At 67.4% G+C, this 24,138-nt stretch carries 22 protein-coding genes; 16 read left to right on the top strand and 6 right to left on the bottom strand.

What is annotated here, in order from left to right:
* Positions 1-57 precede the first annotated feature (57 nt).
* The 6 genes from IEY07_RS17680 (at position 58) to IEY07_RS17655 (ending at position 4,928) form a co-directional block, all read left to right on the top strand.
* Entirely contained in the window at positions 58-2,493 is a 2,436-nt protein-coding gene (locus tag IEY07_RS17680; RefSeq protein WP_188896864.1) for a DNA polymerase III subunit gamma and tau, read from the top strand.
* Positions 2,494-2,678: 185 nt separating this feature from the next.
* Complete coding sequence (locus IEY07_RS17675; protein WP_188896863.1) at positions 2,679-2,975, top strand: YbaB/EbfC family nucleoid-associated protein; 297 nt, start codon at positions 2,679-2,681, stop codon at positions 2,973-2,975.
* 12 nt (positions 2,976-2,987) lie between these two features.
* Positions 2,988-3,587, top strand: a complete 600-nt coding sequence (gene recR / locus IEY07_RS17670) for a recombination mediator RecR (RefSeq protein WP_188896730.1) — start codon at positions 2,988-2,990, stop codon at positions 3,585-3,587.
* A 144-nt stretch (positions 3,588-3,731) separates the two neighbouring features.
* Entirely contained in the window at positions 3,732-4,049 is a 318-nt protein-coding gene (locus IEY07_RS17665) for an ArsR/SmtB family transcription factor (protein WP_188896729.1), read from the top strand.
* A 166-nt stretch (positions 4,050-4,215) separates the two neighbouring features.
* Positions 4,216-4,539 (top strand): SRPBCC domain-containing protein, encoded by a 324-nt coding sequence (locus tag IEY07_RS24285; protein WP_308422957.1) that lies wholly within the window; start codon positions 4,216-4,218, stop codon positions 4,537-4,539.
* Positions 4,539-4,928 carry a VOC family protein gene (locus IEY07_RS17655; protein WP_188896728.1) on the top strand — a complete coding sequence of 130 codons (390 nt, stop codon included), beginning with the start codon at positions 4,539-4,541 and terminating at the stop codon, positions 4,926-4,928. Before IEY07_RS24285 ends, IEY07_RS17655 begins: the two co-directional genes overlap by 1 nt.
* Positions 4,929-4,941: 13 nt before the next feature.
* Here IEY07_RS17655 and IEY07_RS17650 read toward each other — a convergent pair whose 3' ends face one another.
* Positions 4,942-5,955, bottom strand: coding sequence for a Gfo/Idh/MocA family protein (locus IEY07_RS17650; RefSeq protein ID WP_188896727.1), 1,014 nt, complete (start codon positions 5,953-5,955; stop codon positions 4,942-4,944).
* A 170-nt stretch (positions 5,956-6,125) separates the two neighbouring features.
* On the opposite strand from IEY07_RS17650, the gene IEY07_RS17645 reads away from it, so the two are divergent.
* The gene (locus IEY07_RS17645; protein ID WP_188896726.1) at positions 6,126-7,391 is read left to right on the top strand and encodes an aspartate kinase; all 1,266 of its coding nucleotides are present in this window, start codon (positions 6,126-6,128) and stop codon (positions 7,389-7,391) included.
* Positions 7,392-7,461: 70 nt separating this feature from the next.
* On the opposite strand, the gene IEY07_RS17640 is transcribed toward IEY07_RS17645, so the two are convergent.
* Complete coding sequence (locus IEY07_RS17640; protein WP_188896725.1) at positions 7,462-8,280, bottom strand: DUF1206 domain-containing protein; 819 nt, start codon at positions 8,278-8,280, stop codon at positions 7,462-7,464.
* A 131-nt stretch (positions 8,281-8,411) separates the two neighbouring features.
* On the opposite strand from IEY07_RS17640, the gene IEY07_RS17635 reads away from it, so the two are divergent.
* Positions 8,412-8,780 (top strand): hypothetical protein, encoded by a 369-nt coding sequence (locus IEY07_RS17635; protein WP_188896724.1) that lies wholly within the window; start codon positions 8,412-8,414, stop codon positions 8,778-8,780.
* A gap of 65 nt (positions 8,781-8,845) precedes the next feature.
* The gene (locus IEY07_RS17630) at positions 8,846-9,301 is read left to right on the top strand and encodes a hypothetical protein (RefSeq protein WP_188896723.1); all 456 of its coding nucleotides are present in this window, start codon (positions 8,846-8,848) and stop codon (positions 9,299-9,301) included.
* Here IEY07_RS17630 and IEY07_RS17625 read toward each other — a convergent pair whose 3' ends face one another.
* The 4 genes from IEY07_RS17625 to IEY07_RS17610 are packed head-to-tail and all read right to left on the bottom strand — an operon-like array spanning position 9,302 to position 12,677.
* A complete protein-coding gene (locus IEY07_RS17625) occupies positions 9,302-10,279 on the bottom strand; it encodes a zinc-dependent alcohol dehydrogenase (protein ID WP_188896722.1) in 978 nt (325 codons plus the stop codon).
* A gap of 27 nt (positions 10,280-10,306) precedes the next feature.
* Entirely contained in the window at positions 10,307-10,936 is a 630-nt protein-coding gene (locus IEY07_RS17620; RefSeq protein WP_188896721.1) for a CoA transferase subunit B, read from the bottom strand.
* Positions 10,920-11,741, bottom strand: a complete 822-nt coding sequence (locus IEY07_RS17615) for a CoA transferase subunit A (RefSeq protein ID WP_188896720.1) — start codon at positions 11,739-11,741, stop codon at positions 10,920-10,922. The genes IEY07_RS17620 and IEY07_RS17615 overlap by 17 nt, the downstream gene beginning before the upstream one ends.
* A 30-nt stretch (positions 11,742-11,771) precedes the next feature.
* Entirely contained in the window at positions 11,772-12,677 is a 906-nt protein-coding gene (locus IEY07_RS17610; RefSeq protein ID WP_229670256.1) for an SMP-30/gluconolactonase/LRE family protein, read from the bottom strand.
* A 136-nt stretch (positions 12,678-12,813) separates the two neighbouring features.
* Between IEY07_RS17610 and IEY07_RS17605 the strand changes: the two genes are divergently transcribed.
* From IEY07_RS17605 to IEY07_RS17575, 7 genes are all read left to right on the top strand, one after another.
* Positions 12,814-14,922, top strand: coding sequence for a cytochrome c oxidase assembly protein (locus tag IEY07_RS17605; protein WP_229670255.1), 2,109 nt, complete (start codon positions 12,814-12,816; stop codon positions 14,920-14,922).
* Complete coding sequence (locus IEY07_RS17600) at positions 14,919-17,177, top strand: heavy metal translocating P-type ATPase (protein ID WP_188896717.1); 2,259 nt, start codon at positions 14,919-14,921, stop codon at positions 17,175-17,177. The genes IEY07_RS17605 and IEY07_RS17600 overlap by 4 nt, the downstream gene beginning before the upstream one ends.
* A 173-nt stretch (positions 17,178-17,350) precedes the next feature.
* Complete coding sequence (locus IEY07_RS17595; RefSeq protein ID WP_188896716.1) at positions 17,351-18,700, top strand: ABC transporter substrate-binding protein; 1,350 nt, start codon at positions 17,351-17,353, stop codon at positions 18,698-18,700.
* Complete coding sequence (locus IEY07_RS17590) at positions 18,697-19,614, top strand: carbohydrate ABC transporter permease (protein WP_188896715.1); 918 nt, start codon at positions 18,697-18,699, stop codon at positions 19,612-19,614. Before IEY07_RS17595 ends, IEY07_RS17590 begins: the two co-directional genes overlap by 4 nt.
* A 2-nt stretch (positions 19,615-19,616) precedes the next feature.
* Positions 19,617-20,525, top strand: a complete 909-nt coding sequence (locus IEY07_RS17585; RefSeq protein ID WP_229670253.1) for a carbohydrate ABC transporter permease — start codon at positions 19,617-19,619, stop codon at positions 20,523-20,525.
* A 25-nt stretch (positions 20,526-20,550) separates the two neighbouring features.
* Positions 20,551-22,059 (top strand): alpha-N-arabinofuranosidase, encoded by a 1,509-nt coding sequence (locus IEY07_RS17580; protein WP_188896714.1) that lies wholly within the window; start codon positions 20,551-20,553, stop codon positions 22,057-22,059.
* On the top strand, positions 22,056-24,119 hold the full coding sequence (locus IEY07_RS17575) for a glycoside hydrolase family 2 protein (RefSeq protein WP_229670251.1): 2,064 nt from the start codon (positions 22,056-22,058) through the stop codon (positions 24,117-24,119). Before IEY07_RS17580 ends, IEY07_RS17575 begins: the two co-directional genes overlap by 4 nt.
* The last annotated feature ends 19 nt before the right edge of the window (positions 24,120-24,138 follow it).

Below are 24,138 nucleotides of genomic sequence, written 5' to 3'. Positions count from 1 at the left end.
CGGAGAGGTCATAGGGTGGCAGCCGTGCAGGACGAGAGCGACGAGGGAGCAGCCGCGATGGACGCAGTCGGCGCCGATGCGCTGTTCGGTGCGGCTCCGGCACCCGCGGTCGCGCCGCCGCTGGCGCTCTACCGCCGCTACCGGCCGGACACCTTCGGCGCCGTCATCGGCCAGGAGCACGTCACCGAGCCGCTGCAACGGGCCCTGGTCAACAACCGGGTCAACCACGCCTACCTGTTCTCCGGCCCGCGTGGCTGCGGCAAGACCACCTCGGCCCGGATCCTGGCGCGGGCGCTGAATTGCGAGAAGGCCCCGGTCGCCGAGCCGTGCGGGGAGTGCCAGTCCTGCCGTGACCTGGCCACCGGCGGTCCCGGCAGTATCGATGTGATCGAGATCGATGCCGCCAGCCACGGTGGCGTCGACGATGCCCGGGATCTGCGCGAGCGGGCCTTCTTCGCCCCGGTCAGCAGCCGCTACAAGATCTACATCGTCGACGAGGCGCATATGGTCACCACGGCCGGCTTCAACGCGCTGCTGAAGCTGGTCGAGGAGCCGCCGCCGCACGTCAAATTCATCTTCGCCACCACCGAACCGGACAAGGTGATCGGCACCATCCGGTCCCGGACGCACCACTATCCCTTCCGGCTGGTGCCACCGCGGGTGCTCACCGACTATCTGGCAACGCTCTGCCAAGCGGAGGGCATCGAGGTCGAGAACGGCGTCCTGCCCCTGGTCGTACGAGCCGGTGCCGGTTCGGTCCGCGACTCGCTCTCGGTGCTTGACCAGCTCCTCGGCGGCGCCTCCGAGCAGGGTGTTTCGTACGGTCAGGCCGCGGCCCTGCTCGGCTACACCCCGGACTCGCTGCTGGACGAGATGCTGGACGCCTTCGCCGCCGGCGACTCGGGTGGCGTCTTCCGCTGCGTCGACAAGGTGATCGAGGTCGGCCAGGACCCGCGCCGGTTCGCCGAGGACCTGTTGCGCCGGATCCGCGATCTGGTGATCGTGGCTGCGGTTCCGGATGCGCTCACCTCCGGTCTGGTCGACGTGGCCGACGACCAGGCCGAACGGCTGAGCAGTCAGGCGGCCTCGCTCGGTGCGGGCGAGCTGACCCGGGCCGGCGAGGTGATCGCCGCCGGTCTCACCGAGATGCGCGGCACGACCGCGCCGCGGCTGCACCTGGAGCTGATGTGTGCCCGGGTGCTGTTGCCCGGTACCGATCTGGACGACCGTGGCGTGCACGCCCGGTTGGACCGACTGGAGCGACGGATCGGCATGACCGGCACGGCGTCCGCCCAACCGGCCGGAGCCCGTACCTCACCAGCGGACAGTCGTACGCAGCCGGCCGGGTCGGCGTCGAGCGCTGAGCCCACTCCGGCACCGCAGCCACCGGCCGGAGCTGCCTCCGACTCGGAGAACGTCGGTCCGGTCGTCGAGACGGACCCTTCGGCTGGGCCTACGAGAAGCGCCGGGCCCGCCGCCGGACCCGGACCGGCACGGTCCGCAGCGCCGCAGCCAGAAAAGGCAGCCGGCCCGTCGGCCGACTCCGCGCAGTCGCCCAGCCCGGGGCTCGCGGAGACGGACTGGCCGACCCCGGCCACCCCCGGCCGGCCGGCACCGGAACCTGCGCCGGCCGAGGCGCTGGCGCAACCTGCCGAGGTCGCCCAGCCGGACGCGCCACCGGCTGCTCCGCCTCAGGGGCAGGGGTCTCAGGGGCAGGGGTCTCAGGGGCAGGGCTTCACCATCACCGACCTGCGTCGGCTGTGGCCGGACGTCCTCGAAGAGGTCAAGAACCGTCGGCGCTTCACCTGGATCCTGTTGAGCCAGAACGCCCAGGTCGCCGATCTGACCAACGGCACGCTGGTGCTGGCGATGCCCAACGTCGGCGCTCGCGACAGCTTCGGCCGCGGCGGCAGCGAAGACATCCTCCGCGACGCCCTGATCTCGGTCATCGGCGCCGATCTCAAGATCGAGACCATGGTCGATCCCAGCGCCGGGGGAGCCGTTGCCAACCGTTCGGCACCGCGGTCACCCGGTTCCGGGCCGACCGGCGGAGCAACTGCGGCCGCAGCGAATCCAGGGAGCGGCTGGGCGCAGAACGTTCCCGCGGGAACGTCGGCCGCAACGCCGACACCGCCGGCCCAAGCAGCTGCACCGGCTGGTGCACCGGGCCGTACGGCCGGATCCTCGAGCCCCGCGACGCCGCCCGGCCCCGCGGCACCGCCCTGGGAGGTCGATCCGGGCCCGAGCGGTCCGCCGCCCTGGGCGACGAACGACCCAGGGCCGGAAGCATCCGGATCCCCGGTCACCCCATCCAGCCCGGGAAGCGCCGGGCCGTCGTGGTCGGCCGGCTCACCGGCCGACGAATGGGAGGACCGGGATGCGGCCGCCCATCGCGACGACGATGTGGTCGACGAGGCCGGTGTCTCGCACACAGAGCTGCTGCAGCAGCGACTCGGCGCCGAGATCATCGCCGAGGAAGAGTCGGGCGCATAGGCTTGGCACCTCAGCGACCCGTCCCGTCCGGCCATTCAGCGGCCGGGAATCCACAGTCCGGGCAGTCGCACCAGCAAGGGGAGATCCATATGTCCGACCCGACTTCGCCCGAAGATCCGATCGAGGCCGCCGGCATCCCGGGGCTTCCCGATCTCGGCGCGCTGACCGGCGGCGGCCTCGGCAGCATGGATCTGGGCGGCATGCTGGCCCAGGCCCAGGCGATGCAACAGCAGTTGATGCAGGCTCAGGAGGAGCTGGCCTCGGAGGTCTTCGAGGGCAGCGCCGGCGGTGACCTGGTGACCGCCAAAGTGTCCGGCACCGGCGAGTTGGTGGATCTGACGATCAAGCCCGAGGCGGCCGACCCCGAGGACACCGAGACGCTGGCGGATCTGGTGCTCGCCGCGGTCCGCGCCGCCACCGCCCAACAGCAGGAAGCTGCTGCCAGCAAGCTCGGCCCGATGGCCGGCGGCCTGGGACTGTAGGGAGTTCGTTCGGTGTACGAGGGCCCGGTCCAAGATCTGATCGACGAGCTCGGCCGGCTGCCGGGTATCGGGCCGAAGTCTGCCCAGCGGATCGCCTTCCACATCCTGGCCGCCGATCCGGACGAGATCCGCAAGCTCGCCGGCATCCTGATCGAGGTCAAGGACAAGGTGAAGTTCTGCGAGATCTGCTTCAACGTGTCCGAGGACGACCAGTGCCGGATCTGCCGTGACCCGCGCCGTGACCCTGCACTGATCTGCGTGGTCGAGGAGTCCAAGGACGTCGTCGCGATCGAACGCACCCGGGAATTCCGTGGCCGCTACCACGTGCTCGGCGGGGCGATCAGCCCGATTGACGGCATCGGCCCGAGCGATCTCAAGATCAGGGAGCTGTGCCAACGGCTCGCCGACGGCACCGTCACCGAGGTGATCCTCGCCACCGACCCCAATCTCGAGGGCGAGGCGACCGCCACCTATCTGAGCCGGCTGCTGCTGCCGATGGGCGTCAAGGTCAGCCGGCTCGCCTCCGGCCTGCCGGTCGGCGGCGACCTGGAGTACGCCGACGAGGTCACCCTCGGGCGTGCCTTCGAGGGCCGCCGCTACGTGACCGCCTGACCCCGACGCCCGACCCCCGCAACCGCGCAACCGCGCCCTCCGATCCGCACCGCAGCTGGTGCGGCTGTGCCCCGGCGCGCACCCCGCGGAGTCGGCGGTATCCGTACCCTTGTGGTTACGTAACTGGTTGGGTACGCTCGTGGTGTGGATGCGGTCCTGCAAGCGTTGGCGGATCCGAGCCGCCGCACCGTGCTCGGGATCCTTCGTGATCACCCGGCGACCGCCGGTGAACTCGCGGCCGAGCTGCCGATCGCCCGCCCTGGAGTCTCCCGGCACCTGCGCGTGCTCCGCGAGGCCGGCCTGGTCGACGTACGGCAGGAGGCGCAGCGGCGGATCTACAGCCTGCGGCCGGAGCCGCTGAGCGAGCTGGACGAGTGGCTCGGCGATTACCGGGCGCTGTGGCAGCACCGGCTCGATGCCCTGCACACCGAGATCGCTCGGGGAAAGAAGGCCCAACCGTGAGCAACCTGAAGCTCATCGGCTCGATGCGCCGACTCGACGACAGCCACGGCGCGGTGCGCGTCGAGGACGTCTACGACACCGACATCGACGACCTGTGGCGGGCGTGCACGACTCCGGAGCGGCTGGCCCGCTGGATCGGCGAGGTCTCCGGTGACCTGCGCGCCGGCTGCTCGATCAACGCCTCTGGACCAGCAGCTGGACCGGGCCGGGCCGGATCGAGACCTGTGAGCCACCTCGGCATCTGCTGCTCACCATGGAGCCCGGCACCGACGAACAGACTGAGATCGAGGCCTGGCTCACCGAGGAGGGCAGGAAGACCCGGCTGGTGGTCGAGGAGCGCGGCCTACCGCTCGCCCCTCTGCATCACTACGGCGCCGGTTGGCAGGCACACCTGGAGGATCTCGGACGTTCCCTGCGGGGATACGGATCGATCTGGCACGACCGTTGGACCGAGCTCGCACCCGGCTACGAGCAGCTCGGAGTGCAGTGATGTCGGACACGATCAGGCTTTCCGGCACGACGGTCAATGCACCCGATGCCATCGCGCTGGCCCGGTTCTACGCGACGATCACCGGCGGCGTCGCCAGAGGCAACGCGTTCTGGGCCGTCGTCACCGGGCCGAACTGCGACCTCGGATTCCAACAGGTGAAGGATTTCCGCCCGCCGGACTGGCCGACGGGCGAGGTGCCGATGCACCTGCATCTCGACTTCTACGTCGATGATCTTGCGGCCACCGAGGCGCGGGTGCTGGCCGCCGGTGCGACGCGGTACGACTTCCAGCCCAATTCCGATCACTGCTTCGTGTACGCGGATCCGGTCGGGCATCCGTTCTGCCTGTCGACCTGGGACGTCCCCGAGCTCGGCGCCGACGCCGACTGATTCCGCTTCCGGTTCAGACCTCGACGGTCTCGTCCTCGCGGTGGTGGACGCCCAGCTGCTCGCAACCGGCGTTCAAGATCTTCTGTACGGCGACGGTGTCGTCCAGCGGCATGATCGGACTCTCGGTCGCTCCGGACCGCAGCAGTTCGTTGACGGCGATGAACTGATGCGGATAGCCGTGCCCGAGCGGGGTCTGATCGAGCGTCTGCGGCTCCCGGCCGCACCGGCTCAGGGTGATCGCGCTCGGGTGGTGGAACCGGGCCGGCAGATCGATCCAGCCTTCGCTGCCGACGATCCGCGCCGTGCCGGGGGAGGCGTTGCGGATCGATCCGAGCAGGGTCGCGGCCCGGCCGTCGTCGTAGCCGAGCAGCAGCCCGAATTCCTGGTCGACGCCGGTCGGTGCCAGCGAGCCGGTGGCGGTGATCGTGTCCGGTACGCCGAGGATGTGCTGGGCCAGGGACACCAGATACACGCCGAGATCCAGCATCGCGCCGCCGCCTTGCAACCGGTCGTAGGCGCGATCGGTCGGATCGAACGGCCGATCGACACCCAGATCGGCCTGCACCTGGCGGGCCTCGCCGATCGCGCCGTCCTTGATCAACTTCCGGATGCTGACGTAGGCCGGCAGGAAGCGGGTCCACATCGCCTCCATCGCGAACACGCCCTCGCTGCGGGCAAGATCACGAAGCTCCTCGGCGCCGGCAACCGTCGCGGTGAACGTCTTCTCGACCAGCACGGCCTTGCCGCGCCTGATCGCCGCCCGGGCGATCGCCAGATGCTGCGGGTGCGGCGTGGCGATGTAGATCGCGTCCAGGTCGGGGTCGTCGACGAGGTCCCGGTAACTGCCGTACGCCCTGGGGATCGCGTGCCGGGTGGCGAAGGCCTGCGCCCGCTCGGCCGACCGCGATCCGACCGCCAGCAATTCGGCATCCGGTACCAGCGGGAAGTCGCTCGCCTCGGACTCGGCGATCCGGCCCGGTCCCGCGATGCCCCAGCGAATCACGCGTTCTCCCACAAGAGCTCCCACGAGAGCGACAGTACGGCGCCGTACGGCCGGTGGAACGAATCGGCCCGAGCGCTGGTCCGCGTCTACAGTTGTTCCCGGTCCCGGACCGGATACGGGCAACACTGCCGATCCACGGTAAGATTTCCCGTATTGCGCCTCACGGGGCGTTCCATACAGAAGGAGTTCCAGGCGTGGCGCGCGTCGTGCAGAAATTTGGTGGTTCGTCAGTCGCTGATGCGGACAGCATCAAGCGGGTGGCGAAGCGCATCGTCGCGACCAAACAGGCCGGGCATGAGGTCGTCGTGGTGATCTCGGCGATGGGGGACACGACCGACGAGTTGATGGACCTCGCGTTCCGCGTGTCACCGCAGCCGGCCCCGCGCGAGTTGGACATGCTGTTGACCGCCGGCGAGCGGATGAGCGCCGCGCTGCTGGCGATGGCGATCGGGGACCAGGGACTCAGTGCCCGCTCCTTCACCGGATCGCAGGCCGGCGTGATCACCACCGGCACCCACGGCAACGCCCGGATCATCGACATCACCCCCGGCCGCATCGTGTCCGCGCTGCAGACCGGCGACGTCGTGATCGTGGCGGGTTTCCAAGGCGTCAGCCAGGACACCAAGGACATCACGACCATCGGCCGTGGCGGGTCCGACACCACCGCGGTTGCACTGGCGGCGTCCCTCGGCGCCGACTACTGCGAGATCTACACCGACGTCGACGGCGTCTTCACCGCCGATCCGCGGATCGCGCCGAATGCCCGTCGGATCCCCCGGATCAGCTACGAAGAGATGCTGGAGATGGCGGCCTGCGGGGCCAAGATCCTGCATCTGCGCTGCGTCGAATACGCCCGCCGCGAGCACGTCCCCGTCCACGTACGATCCTCCTTCACCACCAAGGAGGGCACCTGGGTCACCGATCTCGAGGAGGGATCCGTCATGGAACAGGCCATCATCTCCGGTGTCGCCCACGATCGCGGCGAAGCCAAGATCACGATCACCGGGGTGCCGGACCGGATCGGTGAGGCGGCCCGGGTCTTCGAGGCGATCGCCTCGATCGAGGTCAACATCGACATGATCGTGCAGAACGTGTCCGCAGTCTCGACCGGCCGGACCGACATCTCCTTCACCCTGCCCAAGACCGACGGCAAGGTCGCTGTCGCCGCGCTGAATGCGATCAAGGAGGAGGTCGGCTTCGACGACATCCTCTATGACGATCAGATCGGCAAGGTCTCCGTGGTCGGTGTCGGCATGCGGTCCCATCCCGGCGTCACCGCGAAATTCTTCGCCGCCCTGGCCGAGGCCGAGGTCAACATCGAGATGATCTCCACCTCCGAGATCCGGATCTCGGTCGTCGTCGACCAGGACGATGTCGATCGAGCTGTCCGCGCCGCCCACACCGCCTTCGGTCTGGACAGCGAGGAACAGGCCGTCGTCTACGCGGGCACCGGTCGTTGATCAAGGCCTTTTGATCAACTCTGCTTGATCGACTCCGGGGGATCGGCTCCGGGTGATCGACTCCGGTTGATCAGGACGTTCGGGCCCGGCGGGCCCAGCCGAAGCAGTACACGCCGAAACAGGCGATCCCGGCGGCGAGCACGGTCAACAGGACCGGGCCGTACGGCTGGTTCTTGATCGCGTGCACCGCGGCGTCCAGTCCGCCGGCCTGGCCCGGGTGGTGCCGGATCGTCGCAAGGGCGAGCAGGCAGCCGACGATCAGGAAGGCAATGCCTTTGGCGATGTAGCCGATCTGGCCCAGCCTGACGAGCGCTCGACCGCCGCCTTCGAGCTCGGTGGTGAAGGACGCGCGGATGCCTTTGACGATCAGGCCGATACCCACTGCCACCACACCGGCGGCCACCACCACCAGCAGGATCCGGCCGGCGGTGTTGTCCATCAGCTGACCGGTGATCGTCTTGCTGCGACTGCTGCTCGAGCCGGTGCCGATGGCGAATTTCAGCGAGGTCACGCCTAGGTAGCCGTACACCACGGCCTGCCCGAGGGACCCGATCCGCTTCCGGGTGCGTCGCCGTCGTGGCAACCAGGAGAAGCCCCGGGCGGCCAGCATCAGCCGCCAGAGCAGCAGGGCGAAGAAGCCGACGGCCAGCACCCACAACAGCAGCGGTCCGACCGGCGTGCTCGCCAGTTCGGCGATGGCGCCCTGCTGACTCGCCGAATTCGACGCGCTGCCCCAGGCGACCTGCAGAGCGACCCAGGCGATGGTCAGGTGAACGATCCCGTACGCGATCAGGCCGACCGCCACCAACACGGCGACGGCCTGGCTGTGTCCGGCTTCGGCGGTGGCGCGATCGACCTTACGAGCGGCCTGGTGCGCACTGGCATCCATGCCCTGATATTTCCCTGCCGCACCGGCCGTCAATCAAGTGCGATCGGTCCGGCTCGACCCGCGATGTCATGGTCCTGACTCCCACTACTCTGTCGCGGACGGAAAGGGAGTGTGATCCTATGGTGCTGGCGGTGTTGAGTGGAGTCCTGTTCGGCGTCCTGGGGCCGGTCATCGGCTTCATCATCGTGGCCGTGAAGGCGCAGGGACGTGCCCGGTCATTGGGGATGCTCGGATTCGGGCTCGCCGGTCTCATCGGCGTGATCACCCAGATGGCCAGCCGACTGCTGCCGGTGATGATGGCTGAGATGAACATGCCTGCCAGTGTGGTCACCATCGTCTGGGGGCTCGGCGCGATGATCCTCGGGCTGATCCCGCTGATCGTGCTGGCGGTCGCCATCGGCGCCAACCGCTCGTCGACCCCGATTGCCGGCTATCCGGCCGGAGGTGGCTATGGCCAGTACCAGGCGCCCCGGCCCGGGGGAGAACGTTCGGGGGGTTAGCCACACCCCGGACTGTCCGGGTCGCCGGATCGCAACCCTGCACGGCTTCGGCGATCGTGGTCCGTATGACCAGACCTCTGGCGATCGTGGGCGGAAGTTGTGCCATCACGCTGGCGATTGTCGCCGGCATCGTCGAATCGGCACTGGCGGTCGCGCAGTGGGACGACACCGTCGGACTGTCGGTGGCCGACGGCGTGCAGATCGCTGCCCGGGCCGTCGTCTACGCCGCCGGCCCGCTGGTCGCCGACCAGCTCTACGCCGGCCGTCGCTGGGCCCGGTGGGCGTTGTTGATCATGTTCGGGATGCTGTGGCTCGGCACCCTGACGATCCCGCTGACCCCGCAACTGGTGGCAGCGACGGATCTGCGCTCCGCCTTCGGTGGTGACGCGCGTCCGGTGTTTTCGCTGCTGCGGACCATCCAGCTGGTCCTGGTCCCGGGCGGACTGATCGCGATGTTCCGGCCCGCGGCCTCGGCCTACCTGATGACGGCTCGCAGCCGGGTGTGGCTGATGCCCCGGTGATCAGCTCCCGGTGAGGTCACGGTTGACGATCGCGACCTTCAACCTCCCGACCTGCGGCCGGGCATACAGCGTGTACGCCGTCTGGGCCTCGGCGGCCGCGACCACGTGCGACACGTAGTCGGCGAAATCCTCGCGGTGCTTCAGGAGGTAGTCGCGTCCCTTCTCCAGGACGGTCGGCCAGTCGTCGATCGTGTGACCGGAGGACAGCGTGAGGTTGCGCTCGTAGATGTCGCGATAGTCGAGCACGTAATCGTCGTCGTCCGGCGTGCCGAAGCCGTAGACGAAGCCGCCCTGGGCGACTGCCGCGATCGCGTTGCCGATCGTCACGTGCTGGTGGCCGACGGCCTCGATGGTCACCTGCGGCCGCTCGTCGGCAGACAACGTCTGCAGCCAGTGGCGGCTGTTCATCCGGACGAATTCGTCGGCTCCGTAGCGGATCGCGACGTCCTGGCGGTCGATCGGGTCGATCGCGGTGACGTGACCGGCACCGTACTGCTTCAGGACATGACAGAAGCTCAGGCCGATCGGTCCGGCACCGATCACCGCGGTCCGGCAGCCACTGAGGTCCGGCAACTCGTCGGCAGCCCGCAGCACGGTGCCGAGCGACTGGATCGTCACCGCCTCGACATCGTCCAACTCGTCGGGAACGCCGATCAGCAAGGAATCCGAGGTGGTGAGGAATTCGCACAGCCCGGTGTGCCCGGTGGTCCCGACGACTCGCTGGCCGACCTGCAGTCGATCACTGGTGCTCTCCAGGACCTCGGCGACCACCTCGTGCATCGGCGCCCCGTCGGAGAGCGGACCGGGGATCCGGCCGACCACGGTGCCGTTGAAGCGCGGCATGTCGCTGCCACACAGGCCGGCGACCAGCAGCCGCAGCCGCACCTTGTGGGGGCCGAGCGGCGTGGTGTCGTCGGGCACCTCGTACCGCTCCACGAATCCCGGTCCTTGCATCCGATAGGCCCACACCTGCGCCATCCTCTTTCGTTCAGTTGATCATGGAATTCAGTTGACCAGTGGTGGTTCGGTCTTCTCGCGAAGCTCGTCCTCGCCGACCCGCGGCGCCAGCTCGATGATCTTCAAGCCTTGTGGCGTGACGTCGATGACACCGAGGTCGGTGATGATCCGGTCCACCACACCGCGGCCGGTGTAGGGCAGTGAGCACTCGTTGACGATCTTGTACGAGCCGTCCTTGGCGACGTGTTCCATCAACACGATCACCCGCTTGGCGCCGTGCACGAGATCCATCGCACCGCCCATGCCCTTGATCATCTTGCCCGGGATCATCCAGTTCGCGATGTCACCGGCGGCCGAGACCTGCATGGCACCCAGGATCGCGGCATCGATCTTGCCGCCGCGGATCATCCCGAACGAGGTCGCCGAGTCGAAGATCGACGCCCCGCGCCGCAGCGTCACGGTCTCCTTGCCGGCGTTGATCAGATCAGGATCCTCGTCGCCGGCGTAGGGGTAGGCGCCGACCCCGAGCAGCCCGTTCTCCGACTGCAACACCAACTCGACCTCGTCCGGGACGAAATTCGGCACCAGCGTCGGCAACCCGATCCCCAGATTCACATAACTGCCGTCCGGCAACTCCGCAGCCGCCCGGGCAGCCATCTGATCACGCGTCCAGCTCACGCCGTACCTCCTCCCCTTCGACAGGCTCAGGGACCTCTGGCCGGGGGCGTACGGTCAGCCGTTCGATCCGCTTCTGGTTCTGCTCCGGACTCAGCTGCAGCACCCGGTGCACGTAGACGCCCGGAGTGTGGATCTCCGCCGGATCCAGCTCGCCCGGCTCCACCAGTTCCTCGACCTCGGCGATCGTGACCCGGGCGGCCATCGCCACCAGCGGATTGAAATTCTGCGCTGACGACCGGTAGACCAGATTGCCGTGCCGGTCGCCCTTCCAGGCATGCACCAATCCGAAGTCGCAGACCAGCGCGCGCTCGAGGACGTACGGCTTCTCACCCTCGGGAGTGTCGAAGGTGCGGGTCTCCTTGGCCGGCGACTCGACCGCCACCCCGCCGGCGCAGTCGTAACGCCACGGCAGCCCACCGTCGGCGATCTGGGTGCCGACCCCGGTCGCGGTGAAGAAGGCGGGAATGCCCGATCCCGCGGCCCGCAGGCGCTCGGCCAGCGTGCCCTGCGGCGTCAGCTCGACCTCCAGCTCACCTTCCAGATACTGCCGGGCGAATTCCTTGTTCTCCCCGACATAGGAGGCGACGATCCGCCGGATCCGCTTGTTGGCCAGCAGAATCCCCAGACCCCAGTCGTCGACGCCACAGTTGTTCGACACCACCTCGAGATCGGTCGTGCCGGCGTCGAGCAGGGCAGTGATCAACGTGTTCGGAATCCCGCAGATACCGAAGCCGCCGCACCCGACCGTCGAACCCGAGCTGATCCCGGCGACCGCCTCGGCCGGAGTGCGGACGACCTTGTCCATGCGCGCCTCCCTGGCGTGAACGATTGGTGATCAGCGAGCGCCGGTGGCGTTCACCCGCAGCGTGTAGAGCGAGGTGGTCGCGGTGATGAAGACCTGGTTGAGCTTGGCACCGCCGAAGCTGAGGTTGGACGCGATCTCGGGCAGATGCAGTTTGCCGATCGGCTCCAGTTCCGGGGTGTAGATCCGCAGGCCCTCGTGGGTCGCGGTCCACAGCCTGCCCTGATTGTCGAAGCGGATCCCGTCCGCGCCGCCGGAGTTCTCGATCACCACGTCGCCGCCGGAGAGCTTGCCGTCGGCGTAGTCGAAGCTGCGGATGTGCCCGCGTTCGGAGTCGACCACCAGCAGTTGCGACTCGTCCGGGGTGAACGCCAGTCCGTTGGGCCGATCGAAGTCGTCGGCCGCGATGCTCAGCTCACCGTCCGGGGAGATCCGGAAGAGGTGGCAGGCGCCGATCTCCGACTCCGCCGCAAACCCCTCGTAGTCGGTGTCGATGCCGTAGGCGGGGTCGGAGAAGTAGATCGACCCGTCGCGCGCGACGACCACATCGTTGGGACTGTTGAGCCGCTTGCCGCCCAGGTTGTCGGCCAGCGTGATCACCGAGCCGTCGAATTCGGTCCGCGACACCCGGCGGCCGCCGTGCTCGCAGCTGACCAGACGGCCCTGGTTGTCGATGGTGTGGCCGTTGGTGTAGCCGGACGCATTGCGGAAGACGCCGACCTGATTGGTGGTCTCGTCCCAGCGCAGGATCCGGTTGTTGGGGATGTCGCTGAAGACCAGATAGCGACCGGCGGCGAACCACTGCGGTCCCTCCAGCCAGGCGCCGCCGGTGAACAGGCGTTGCACGGTGCGGTCACCGCCGATGGTGAAGCGCTCATCGAGCCGCTCCCACTCGGTCTTGATCGTGTCGGTCGGTTCGAGATCAGACGTCGTTGGCACGAGATCATTATGTCCGGGTCGGTCCGGACGCGGGACTGAGGTCGCCCTCCGCGCACGGCCTCGCGATCCTGCGTCTACGACAAGCGGTAGTGGACAGATTCTCCGGCCGGGGACGTACGGGGTGAGAATGGACCCGATGGACACCAAGAGCGAGCAGGTGGAGGCTGTGGCCGCGGCCGAGACCGCCGGGCCGGCGCCGGCCTCCCGGTTCGGCACGCCCGCCCGGATCGTGCTCGGGATCGCGGTCGTGCTGTCGGTTGCCGTCGTGATCGTGGCCCAGGCCTGGCAGATCGGACAGCCGAAGCTGCCCGGGCGGGAGAACACGGCCGCGATCACCGGCTTCATCGCCGGTCCGCTGGAGTGGATCGCGGCTCTGGCCGCCCTGGGCACCGTCGGTTCGCTGCTGTCGGTGGCGTGGGGCTATCGCCATCCGCAGCGCGGCGCGGGCTGGAAGCTCAGCCACCGCGATTACCGGCTGCTCGCCACCGCGCGGCGGTTCGCGAGCGTGTGGGCGATTGCGGCCATCGTCCTGATCCCGATCAGCGCCGCCGACACTGCCGGTGACCCGATCCCGTGCGTCCTGGGCGCCCTGGGCGATTATCTGTCCGCCAACCAGAACACTCAGGCCTGGCTGCTGATCGCCGTCACGGCCGGCGCGCTGGCGATCGGCTGCTGGCTCAGTACGACCTGGCGCTGGGTGATCGGCATGACCATCCTGTCCGTGCTGGCATCGCTGCCGACGGTCGTCACGGCCCAGGTCTCGGTCGGCACCGGGCACGATCTGGCCACCGACGCGGCGATCATCTTCACCCTGGCGACCACCCTGTGGTTCGCAGCCATCTGGGCGACCCGGGCGACGGCCGACGGCATCGGCGCCCACCGGGCCTTCCTGCGTACAGCCCGGGTCGGGGCGGTCGCCGTCGTGGTCGCGCTCATCAGCCGGGCCGGCATCGGCATCTTCGAGCAGGCCGGGCAGTCGCCGCTGACATCCCCGTACGGCGTCGGCATCCTGACGATCCTGGCCATCCTGATGGTGCTGGGCATCAGGACCCTCCTGCGGTGGCGGGCCGTTCGTGCACTGGACGACGAACCGACGCGGCGCGTGATCACCGCCAACGGCATCGATCTCGCCCTCGTCATCCTGCTGCTCGGCGTCCAGGCCGCGCTGCTGCGATTGATCCCGGCCCGCTACCCGGCACCGCAGACCCCCACCCAGAACTATCTCGGCTACAACGTCCCGCACCCGCCGCAGGTGTCGCTGGCGTTCCTGCCGGGGCGGCCGAATCTACTGCTGCTCACCGTCTCCGTGGTGATGATCGGCCTGTACGCGTGGGGTTACGTCCGGGTCAGGCGGGCCGGCAACGCCTGGCCGGTCAACCGGCTGCTCTGCTGGACCGCCGGCTGGCTGATGGTCGTGGTCCTGATCGGGTCGCGGATGTGGACCTACTCCTCGGCCACCTTCAGCTGGCACATGGTCGTGCACATGACCCTCAACATGGGTGCGCCGGTGCTGATGGTGCTCGGCGGCCCGATCACCTTGATGCTGCGGACCAGCAAGGCCCATGGCGCCGGCCAGCCGGTCGGACTGCACGACGTTGTCAGTCAGGTGCTCAGCTGGCGGTTGGTCGCTGTGCTGCTCAACCCGATCCTGGTCTGGCTGATCTTCGTCGGGTCGCTCTACATCCTCTATTTCTCGCCACTGTTCGGGCTGGCCATGCGCTACCACTGGGCGCATCAGCTGATGGCGGTGCACTTCCTGGTCATCGGCTACCTGTTCTATTGGCTGGTGATCGGCGTCGATCGCCCGCCGCGGTCGCTGCCGCACATCGCCAAGCTGGGCTACATCTTCGCCGCGATGCCGTTCCACGCGTTCTTCGCGGTCGCCGTGCTCTCCGGCGGGGCGATCATCGGCCAGGACTTCTACACATTGCTCGACCTGCCGTGGCTGCATGATCTTGCCGCCCAGCAACGGGCCGGCGGCCAGGTCACCTGGGCCACCGGCGAGATCCCGCTGTTCATCGTGATCATCGCTCTGGTCGGCCAGTGGTTCGCCCACGACACCCGCGAGGCCAAGCGCAAGGACAGGGCCGCCGATGCCGGGCACGACGACTCGCTGGCGGCCTACAACGAGATGCTCGCCGCGCTGGCCGCGCGGGACCGGAGCCAGCAACAACGAGCCGCTGTGCGTGATGATCATCAGGACGATCGCCAGGACGATCACCAGGACGGGGGCGTACGGTCATGACGATCCGACAGGACCTGCCGGCCGCGGTCGAGGAGGGCCAGCCGACCCGGATCGAGTTGGACATCGACGGCATGACCTGTGCCGCGTGCGCCACGCGGATCGAGAAGAAGCTCAACAAGGTCGACAACGCCCGGGCGATCGTCAACTTCGCCACCGACCGCGCCGTGATCACCGGCCTGCCGCAGTCGGCGACCGACGAACTCGTGCTGGCGGTCAAGAAGGCCGGATACTCGGCGACCCCGGTCGCCCGCGACGCCGATCCCAACGAGACCAGTCGTCCGGACCGCGCCCGGGGGCTGCTCAGGCGGTTGCTGGTCTCGGCGTTGATCACCCTGCCGCTGGGCAACCTGGGCATCGTGCTGGCGCTGGTGCCGGATCTTCGCTTTCCTGGTTGGGAATGGCTCTGTGTGCTGCTGGCGATTCCGGTCGTCTTCTGGTGCGCCTGGCCCTTTCACCGGGCAACGCTGCGCAACGTCCGGCACGGGTCCTTCAGTATGGACACCCTGGTCTCGATCGGCGTGCTGGCGGCGTTCTTCTTCGCGGTGGTCACGATCGCCTTCGGTCTGGACTCGCAACCGGGCTACTGGATCGGCTGGGGACGTACACCGGCCGGTGCGGACTCGATGTATCTGGAGGTCTCGTCGGTCGTCACGACCTTCCTGCTGGCCGGCCGGTACTTCGAGGCACGCGCCCGGCGATCTGCCGCGGACGTGCTCGGCGCGCTCAATGATCTGGCCGCCAAAACCGTACGAGTCCTGGTGGACGGCCGTGAATTCGAGATCCCGATCGGCAAACTCCAAGCCGGGCAGGAATTCTCGGTCCGCCCGGGCGAGACGATCGCCGCCGACGGTGAAGTCGTCGACGGGATGTCGGCGGTGGACACCTCGATGATGACCGGCGAACCGGTGCCGGCTGAGATCGGCCGGGGCGCCCGGGTGCTGGGCGGCACGATCGCACTGAACGGCCGGCTCCTGGTGCGGGCTGTCGCCGTCGGCGGCCACACCCAGCTGGCGCAGATGGCCCAGCTCGCCGAACAGGCGCAGGCCCGCAAGGCGCGGGTGCAGCGGCTGGTCGACAAGGTGGTGTCGATCTTCGTCCCGGTGGTGCTGGCGATTGCCCTGGTGACCTTCTTCGGCTGGCTGTTGATCAACGGATCGGTGAGCGCGGGCTTCAGCGCTGCGATCTCGGTGTTGATCATCGCCTGCCCCTGCGCGATGGGACTGGCGACGCCGACGGCACTGATGGTGGGCGTCGGACGGGCCGGCCAGCTCGGCATCGTCATCAAGGGCCCGGAGGCGCTCGAGGCCAGCGGCACCATCGACACCGTGGTGCTGGACAAGACCGGAACCCTGACCGATGGCGAGATGACACTGGAATCGGTCACCGCCGTCGGCGCGGTACCGGAGGATCTCGTACGCCGCTGGGCCGCTGGGTTGGAATCGCACTCCGAGCATCCGATCGGACGGGCGATCGCAGCATCGGCCGGGATCGGCCTCAGGGTCGAGGACTTCCAGGCACTGCCGGGACTCGGTGCCTCCGGCCGGATCGATGATCATGAGTTGTTGATCGGCAACCGGACGCTGCTCGACGACCGGTCGGTCACCCTGCCGCCCGCGGCCGGAGCGATCATCGACCAGGCCGAGACGGCGGGCAAGACGGCCGTCCTGTTGGCTGCCGACGCTGCTGTCGCCGGTGTGCTGGTGCTCTCCGACCGGATCAAGACCTCGGCGTCCGAGGCGGTCGCGGCGATCAAGGAGCTCGGGTTGACGACGGTGTTGCTGACCGGTGACAACGAACGCGCGGCAACGGCAGTGGGGAAGCGGCTCGGTATCGACAGGGTGGTCGCAGGGGTGTTGCCGACCGACAAGGCCCAGCGGATCGCAGCCCTGCAGGCCGAGGGCCACAAGGTCGCCATGGTCGGTGACGGGATCAACGACGCCACCGCGCTGGCTACCGCGGACCTCGGCCTGGCGGTGCTCAGCGGCACCGACATCGCGCTCAAGTCGGCGGACATGATCCTGGTCCGCAAGCACCTCGGCGTGATCGCCGATGCGATCCACCTCGCCCGCCGGACGTTGCGGACGATTCGAGGCAACCTGATCTGGGCCTTCGCCTACAACGTCGCGGCTATCCCGCTCGCCGCCTTCGGCCTGCTCAATCCGCTGATCGCGGGTGCGGCGATGTCGCTCTCCTCGGTGTTCGTGGTCAGCAACAGCTTGCGGCTGCGATCCCAGCAGGCACGCCGCAGCGCTTGATCGTCAGCCGCGCTCGGTTCGCGGCATTGGTTGTCAAACCTCGGAGTGGGTCTTGTTAGCGCTAACTGTTAGCGCTAACATCATGGAAAACCCGTCGCGGTCCGGCCAAGGTCGGCCCACCTGGAAGGTCAACGATGACCGGTCACACTCACACGAATCAGTTACGCGAGCGGATGCTGGATCGGCGTTCGCTGCTCAGGGCGGCTGCGGGGCTCGGCGGCTTGGCGGCCACCTCGTCGGCACTGATGGCCTGCACGCCGGGATCGTCCACCTCGCAGCAACCGCTGAAACCCCAACCGAGTCCCACGGCCAGCGGGTCGATCACCCTCTGGATGCGCAACGACGATCTGCTCAAGGTCTTCAAGACGGTGATACCTGCCTTCAACAAGGTCTACCCGAAGATCACGGTCGACATGGTCGGGCTGGATATCGACACCAAGCTCCCGCCGACCTTGATCAGCGGCACCGCCGTCCCCGACGGATCCTTCTACGAGGACGTCAACATCGTCGGCCAGGCCGACCATCTCTACGACTTGTCGACGCTGATGAAGCCGCACTTGTCCGACACGGTCCAGTTCAAGCTCGACGTCAACACGATCGACGGGAAGCTGGTCGGCATCCCCTGGGATACCGATCCCGGTCTGCTCTACTATCGCGAGGACATCCTGTCCCGGGCCGGCGTCGATCCGGACTCGCTGACCAGCTACGACCTGCTGCTCGACGCCGCGGACAAGATCAAATCCAAGAATCCGAAGGCCAAGCCGATCCCGCTCGAGCAGGACTCCAATCTCGGGCTGCAGTGGCTGATGATGTTGGTCAACCAGCAGCAGGGCAGCGGCCTGGTCGACGGTGAAGGCAAGCTGACGATTGACACTCCAGCCACCAGGAATGCCCTGACCTGGATCAAGCAGGTCGCCGACCATGGCCTTGGTGCTCGGACCAAATTCGCCAGTACCGGCCAGATCGCGATGCTCGACAACGACACCATCTCCCTTGTCCCGTGGGCAATCTGGTTCGACTTCCTGCCCCAGTCGGGCCTGAAGAAGTCGGTCGGCAAGTGGCGGGTCACCCAGCTGCCGGCCTGGAAGGAAGGCGGCGCCCGGTCCGGTGTGATGGGCGGCAGCTCCTTCGTCATTCCGTTGAAGGCGAAGAATCCTGAGCTCGCCTGGCTGTTCTACGAATTCGCGCTCTACAACAAGATCGGCTACTCGACCGTCTACGGGCCCAACAAGACCTACGCGAACGGGCTGAACACCTCGCTGCCGTCAGTCAAGGCGGCGCTCAACGGCCCTGCCTTGTTCAAGCCGGTCTCCCAACTGGGAAACCAGGATCTGTGGCCGGTCGACACCAAGGCCGCGCTGGCCATCCCGCCGGGCTATCGGATCCCGCCGTGGTTCAACCAGGCGGCCAACTATCTCGGCGTCAACATGCAGAAGATGATCGACGGCTCGATGAGCGTCGATGACGTGATCTCCAAGTCGACCGAGCAGATCCAGAAGAATCTGGTCGACAGGCAGCGATGACCGCGCTCGCCGGCTCACGAACCGGGCTGCGCCGGGCGACGACGACCCGGCGCAGGTTGCCGCGCCAATGGTGGGCGGGATATCTGCTGATCCTGCCGTTCTTCGTACTGTTCGCTGCTTTCGGCGCTTATCCGCTGATCTTCGCCATCCAGCTGAGCTTCACCGATTGGCACGGGTCCGGGACGCTGCACTGGATCGGCTTGTCCAACTACACGTACCTGCTGACCAACTCGGACTTCTGGGGATCGCTGCTGAATTCCGGTGCGGTGTGGCTGCTGATCGTGCCCGTCCAGACGGTGCTCGCGATCGCCGTCGCCGCAGCGTTGTCGCGCAGTGGCCGCTGGTACGCGAAGGTGTTGCGGACCGTGACGATACTTCCCTACGTCACCCCGGTCGCGGCGATGGCGCAGGCGTTCATCCTGTTGTTCGACACCAACTTCGGTGTGACGAACTACATCCTGGCCGCGGTCGGCCTGCCCAAGATCGGATGGCTGACGACAACCTTCTGGTCCAAGCCGACGATCGCGCTCTTCATCCTGTGGAAGAGCAGCGGATTCGCGCTGATCATCATGCTCGCCGCCGTCCAGCAGATCTCGCGTGAGGTGTACGAAGCCGCCGCGATCGATGGTGCCGGGCCGCTGCGCACGTTCTTCTCGATCACGGTGCCGTTGGTTCGCAGGGCCACGGCGTTCTTCGTCGTCGTGTCCACGTTGGGGATATCGCAGATGTTCGTCGAGCCGTACATCCTGACCAAGGGCGGCCCGTACACGAGCTCGCAAACGTCGGGTCTGTACCTGTACAACCACATCGGCGCTTCGGACCTCGGCACCGGTGCGGCGAACTCGTTCCTGCTGGTGATCTTGGTGCTGATCCTCTCGCTGGTATCGGTCCGGTTGCTGAGATCGGAGGAGTGATGGTGTCCGACACGATGTCCGGTGACCTCCGCACCGATGTGCGCACAGTCGGCGACCGAAAGGAACGGGCCGCGATCCCGCGGCGTGTGGTCGCCGGGATCGTCATCGTCTTGGTCTGCCTGGCCTTCTGCTTCCCGCTGTGGTGGATGATCGTCAACTCGCTGCGGCCGGGATCGCTGATCCTCAACGATCCGCTCGGCTTCGATCCCCGAGACTTCAGCCTGCGGAACTGGCAGGCGATGTTCGCCAACGTGCCGATCATCCGGGCGCTGGGCAATACCGCCGTCGTGGTCGGCATCAAGGGCGGCATCACCATGGTGTTCTGCCCGCTGGCCGGCTACGGATTCGCCAAATTCGATTTCCCGTTCAATCGTCAGCTCTTCGGCTTCGTGATGATGACGCTGATGCTGCCGACGCTGGTCCTGATCATCCCGCTCCTGGTCCAGATGGGCGAACTGGGCTGGGTGAACACCTTCCAGGCACTGATCCTCCCGGGAGCCATCGACGCGTTCAGCGTCTTCTGGATGCGCCAGGTGATCAGCGACGTGCCGGACGAGTTGATCGATGCCGCGAAGATCGACGGAGCCGGAATCCTGCGGGTCTTCTACTCGGTGATCGTGCCGGTCATCCGGCCGGGACTGGCGGCGCTGGCGGTGCTGAGCCTTTTCAACATCTACAACGATCTCGTCTGGCCGATCGTCGCGATCAACTCCCAGGACATGCAGACCCTGGCCGTGTTGCTCGCCGGGCTGGCGACCAATGTCAGCGGATCCCAGATGTCGACCAGCAGCGCCGATCTCTGGGGCCAGCTGATGGCGGCCAGTGCCTTCGCCACCATCCCGACCGTGATCATCTTCGTCGCACTCCAGCGGCACTTCATCGCCGGCCTACTGGCCGGCAGCACCCGCTGACCCGACACACCGAGGAGACAACCGCATGACCCACGACGGGCCGGCCCGGGTGACCTTGTGCACCGAATTCGACCGCGGGCCGATCGAACCACGGCTGTTCGGATCGTTCGTGGAACACATGGGCCGCTGTGTCTATGAGGGCATCTACCAACCTGATCATCCGACGGCCGGCGAGCATGGCTTCCGCCACGACGTCGAGGAGTTGATCAGCGCGCTCGGCGTCCGGCTGGTCCGCTATCCCGGCGGCAACTTCGTCTCGGGCTACCGCTGGGAGGACGGCGTCGGCCCCCGGTCGGAGCGACCGTCCACCTTCGAGCTGGCCTGGCGGTCGATCGAATCGAACCAGGTCGGCACCGATGAATTCCTCGGCTGGGCGGAGCGGAACCAGCTGGAGCCGATGATGGCCGTGAACCTCGGCACCCGAGGCGCCGAAGCGGCCGCCGCCCTGGTCGAATACTGCAACACCGCAACCCCGACCCGCTACAGCGACTGGCGCCGGCGCAACGGACGCAGCGACCCCTATGACGTCCGGCTGTGGTGTCTGGGCAACGAGATGGACGGCGAGTGGCAACTCGGCCATGTCGACGCCAAGGCGTACGCCCGACGCGCCCTGGCCGCCGGTCACGCGATGAAGCAGGTCGATCCGTCCATCGAGCTGGTCGTGAGCGGCAGCTCCAATCGCGAGATGGCCAGCTACGGATCCTGGGACCAGACGGTCCTGGACACGACCTGGGACATCGCCGACCAGCTGTCGATCCACGCCTACTACGACGGACGCCAGCCGGAGCCGGACTTCCTCGGCTCCGGATACGCGATGGGCCGATATCTGGATGAGGTGATCGCGCTCGCCGACGGCGTTGCGGCGCGCCATCGGTCCGACAAGCGGATCAAGGTCGCCTTCGACGAATGGAATGTCTGGTCCTCCCGGCCCACCGAAACCACCACCCGGGACGAGGTCCGGGCCCGGCCGGCGATCGCGGAGGACCGATACCAGTCGCTGGACGCGGTGGTGCTGGGCGATCTGCTGGTGAGCTTGATCAACCACTCGGATCGGATCGGCGTCGCCTGTCTCTCGCTACTGGTCAACGTCAGCGCACCGATCGTCACCCGGCCGGACGGATCGGTCTTCCGGCAGACGACCTTCCATCCGATGGCCGCAACTGCGCGGCTGGCCCGAGGACGATCGTTACAGACCAGGATCGACGGCCCGACGGTGACCAGCCGGCGGTACGGCGATCTGCCCGGGCTGGGCTGTGCGGCCACGACCGACGGATCGGCGACGTCGGTCTTCCTGGTCAATCGCACTACTAGCGCACTACCGGTGGAGATCAAGATCATCGACCGGCCGGACACGGCCGTTGGATCGGCGATGACCCTGGTCGCCGATCACATCGTCCTCGAACCGAGCACGCCCGAGACAGGTGGGCCCCAACTGCTGTCGGGAGTTGAAGCCCGTGACGGCGTCGTCCACGGCCGGCTGCCACCCAGGAGCTGGTCGGTGATCAGCCTCAGCAACGAGAAGGAAGATCAATGACAGATCACCCGATCGCGGTCGACCCGATGCACGACTACCCGCGACCTGATGCCGTACGCGATGGGGCGTGGGGGCTGCTGAACGGGCCCTGGGAGTTTGCTCCCGGCGGTCCCGGCAGCCAACCGGACTCCTGGCCGTACACGATCACGGTGCCGTTCGGCTGGGAGACCGATGCGTCCGGTGTCGGTCTGAACTGGCTCGAGTCCGGTTGGTATCGGCGGCAATGGGACGTACCGCTGCCTCCGGCCGGGCATCGTCTCGTCCTGATGTTCGGCGCCGTCCAGCACGAGTGCCGGGTCTACCTGTCTGGCCGCCGGGTCGCCCATCACCGCGGAGGGCAGACTCCCTTCGAGGTCGACATCACCGACGAGCTGGCACAGCAGTCGGGATCCAGGGTGGAGCTGTGCGTGGCGGTCACCAATCCGGTGTCCAAGGCAGCGATCCCGCACGGTAAACAGCGGTCGATGCCGGTGGATCCCTACGACAGTTGCTCCTTTGCGCCGACCAGCGGCATCTGGCAGAGCGTCTGGTGGCAGCATCGGCCGTCCGGCTACCTCGCCGCTGTCGAGCTGCTCAGCCGCGACGGTCTGGACGGTTTCGACGCCGTGGTGCGGACCGGGGGAGCGATCGAGCCCGGCGACACGATCACCCTCAGCGTGCTGGACGGACCCAGTGTCGAGATCGGGCCTGGCGAGATCGGGGCTGGCGAGATCGGGGCTGGCGGCCGGGCTGAGTTGATCATGCAATCTCCGCGGCTCTGGTCGCCCGAGGACCCGCATCTCTACCAGGTGGTGGCGGAGCTGCGCCGGGACGGCGGGATCCTGGACCGCCTGACCGTGGTGTCGGGGATCCGCAAGATCGAGGTGCGCGGACCACACCTGTATCTCAACGACAACAGGATCTTCCTGCGCGGCGTGCTGGATCAGGGGTTCTGGCCCGGTCACGGCTGGACGGCTCCGTCCTACCAGGCCTTGACTGCCGACTTGGACCTGGCGCGACAACTCGGCTTCACCATGATTCGCAAGCACATCAAGCTCGAGGATCCGCGGTGGTTGCACTACGCGGACCGGATCGGCATGTTGGTCTGGGAGGAGCCGGCCAGCGTCAGCCGCTACTCGAAGGCTGCCGCCGAAGCCTTCGCCGAGCAGATCGAGCCCATGATCAACCGGGACCGGAACCACCCGAGCATCATCATCTGGGGTCTCTACAACGAGGAATGGGGTCTGGACTGGGGTGTTCGCGACGACCTGGTCAAGCAGCACGTCCTTGCTGAGGCGTACGAGAAGGCGAAGGCGCTGGACGACAGCCGGCCGGTGATCGACGACTCCGGCTGGGAGCATGTCCGCACTGATCTTGTCGACTGGCACATCTACTCACTCGATCAGGCCGCGTGGATCTCCGAGCTGGAGTGGATCGCGTCCGGCATCGACACCGGATTCCTGATCGACCTGGACGGTGTGCAGCGCAAGCATCTCTTCGTCGATCCACCGCCCGGCCCGTGGGCTCTCCTGAACAGCGAATACGGCACCGGCCAGACCAGCGTGCAAAGAGCCTGGGTGATGCGCTGGCAGACGCAGGAGCTCAGACGGCAGACCGATCACAACGGCTACGTCTACACCGAGCTCTACGACATCGAACACGAGATGGCGGGCCTGTTGCACGACGACCGGTCCCGAAAAGATGATCTTGGTCTGACATCTGCCGACAGTCATGCCGATACGATGATCATCGTCGACCTGGCGCCGCTGCGACCCGGCTGCGATCTTCGAACCGAGACCGGCGAGGTCGGTTTCGACGTCCGGATCTCTCATCACGGTCCCGGCGTCCTGACCGGCGAACTGGTCTGCGACTGGGGGCCGGCGGGGTCACGCAGCGGCGATGGCGGTGTGGACGAGATCGGATCGGTGACCGTGAAGCCGTTCGAGCTGAGTGAACCGATCTCTGTGCGCGCCATGCTCCCGGCACAGTCGCTGACCGGACGGCTGCACCTGCGCTACCACGGACCCGACGGCACCATCGCCCACACCAGCGTCGACGTAGGCCGAGCGGTCGGCAGCTGACGGAACCTCGATTGGACAC

Origin of the sequence: Microlunatus endophyticus (assembly GCF_014646195.1) — a bacterium.
Taxonomy (GTDB): Bacteria; Actinomycetota; Actinomycetes; order Propionibacteriales; family Propionibacteriaceae; genus Microlunatus; species Microlunatus endophyticus.
This window is presented reverse-complemented; position numbering and strand designations above follow the sequence as displayed.

Bases quoted from the DNA above. Each gene is read 5' to 3' on its own strand.
- IEY07_RS17680 (WP_188896864.1), top strand. From the start codon at position 58: ATGGACGCAGTCGGCGCCGATGCGCTGTTCGGTGCGGCTCCGGCACCC.
- IEY07_RS17675 (WP_188896863.1), top strand. From the start codon at position 2,679: ATGGATCTGGGCGGCATGCTGGCCCAGGCCCAGGCGATGCAACAGCAG.
- IEY07_RS17655 (WP_188896728.1), top strand. From the start codon at position 4,539: ATGTCGGACACGATCAGGCTTTCCGGCACGACGGTCAATGCACCCGAT.
- IEY07_RS17640 (WP_188896725.1), bottom strand. From the start codon at position 8,280: ATGGATGCCAGTGCGCACCAGGCCGCTCGTAAGGTCGATCGCGCCACC.
- IEY07_RS17630 (WP_188896723.1), top strand. From the start codon at position 8,846: ATGACCAGACCTCTGGCGATCGTGGGCGGAAGTTGTGCCATCACGCTG.
- IEY07_RS17625 (WP_188896722.1), bottom strand. From the start codon at position 10,279: ATGGCGCAGGTGTGGGCCTATCGGATGCAAGGACCGGGATTCGTGGAG.
- IEY07_RS17615 (WP_188896720.1), bottom strand. From the start codon at position 11,741: ATGGACAAGGTCGTCCGCACTCCGGCCGAGGCGGTCGCCGGGATCAGC.
- IEY07_RS17605 (WP_229670255.1), top strand. From the start codon at position 12,814: ATGGACACCAAGAGCGAGCAGGTGGAGGCTGTGGCCGCGGCCGAGACC.
- IEY07_RS17600 (WP_188896717.1), top strand. From the start codon at position 14,919: ATGACGATCCGACAGGACCTGCCGGCCGCGGTCGAGGAGGGCCAGCCG.
- IEY07_RS17595 (WP_188896716.1), top strand. From the start codon at position 17,351: ATGCTGGATCGGCGTTCGCTGCTCAGGGCGGCTGCGGGGCTCGGCGGC.
- IEY07_RS17590 (WP_188896715.1), top strand. From the start codon at position 18,697: ATGACCGCGCTCGCCGGCTCACGAACCGGGCTGCGCCGGGCGACGACG.
- IEY07_RS17580 (WP_188896714.1), top strand. From the start codon at position 20,551: ATGACCCACGACGGGCCGGCCCGGGTGACCTTGTGCACCGAATTCGAC.
- IEY07_RS17575 (WP_229670251.1), top strand. From the start codon at position 22,056: ATGACAGATCACCCGATCGCGGTCGACCCGATGCACGACTACCCGCGA.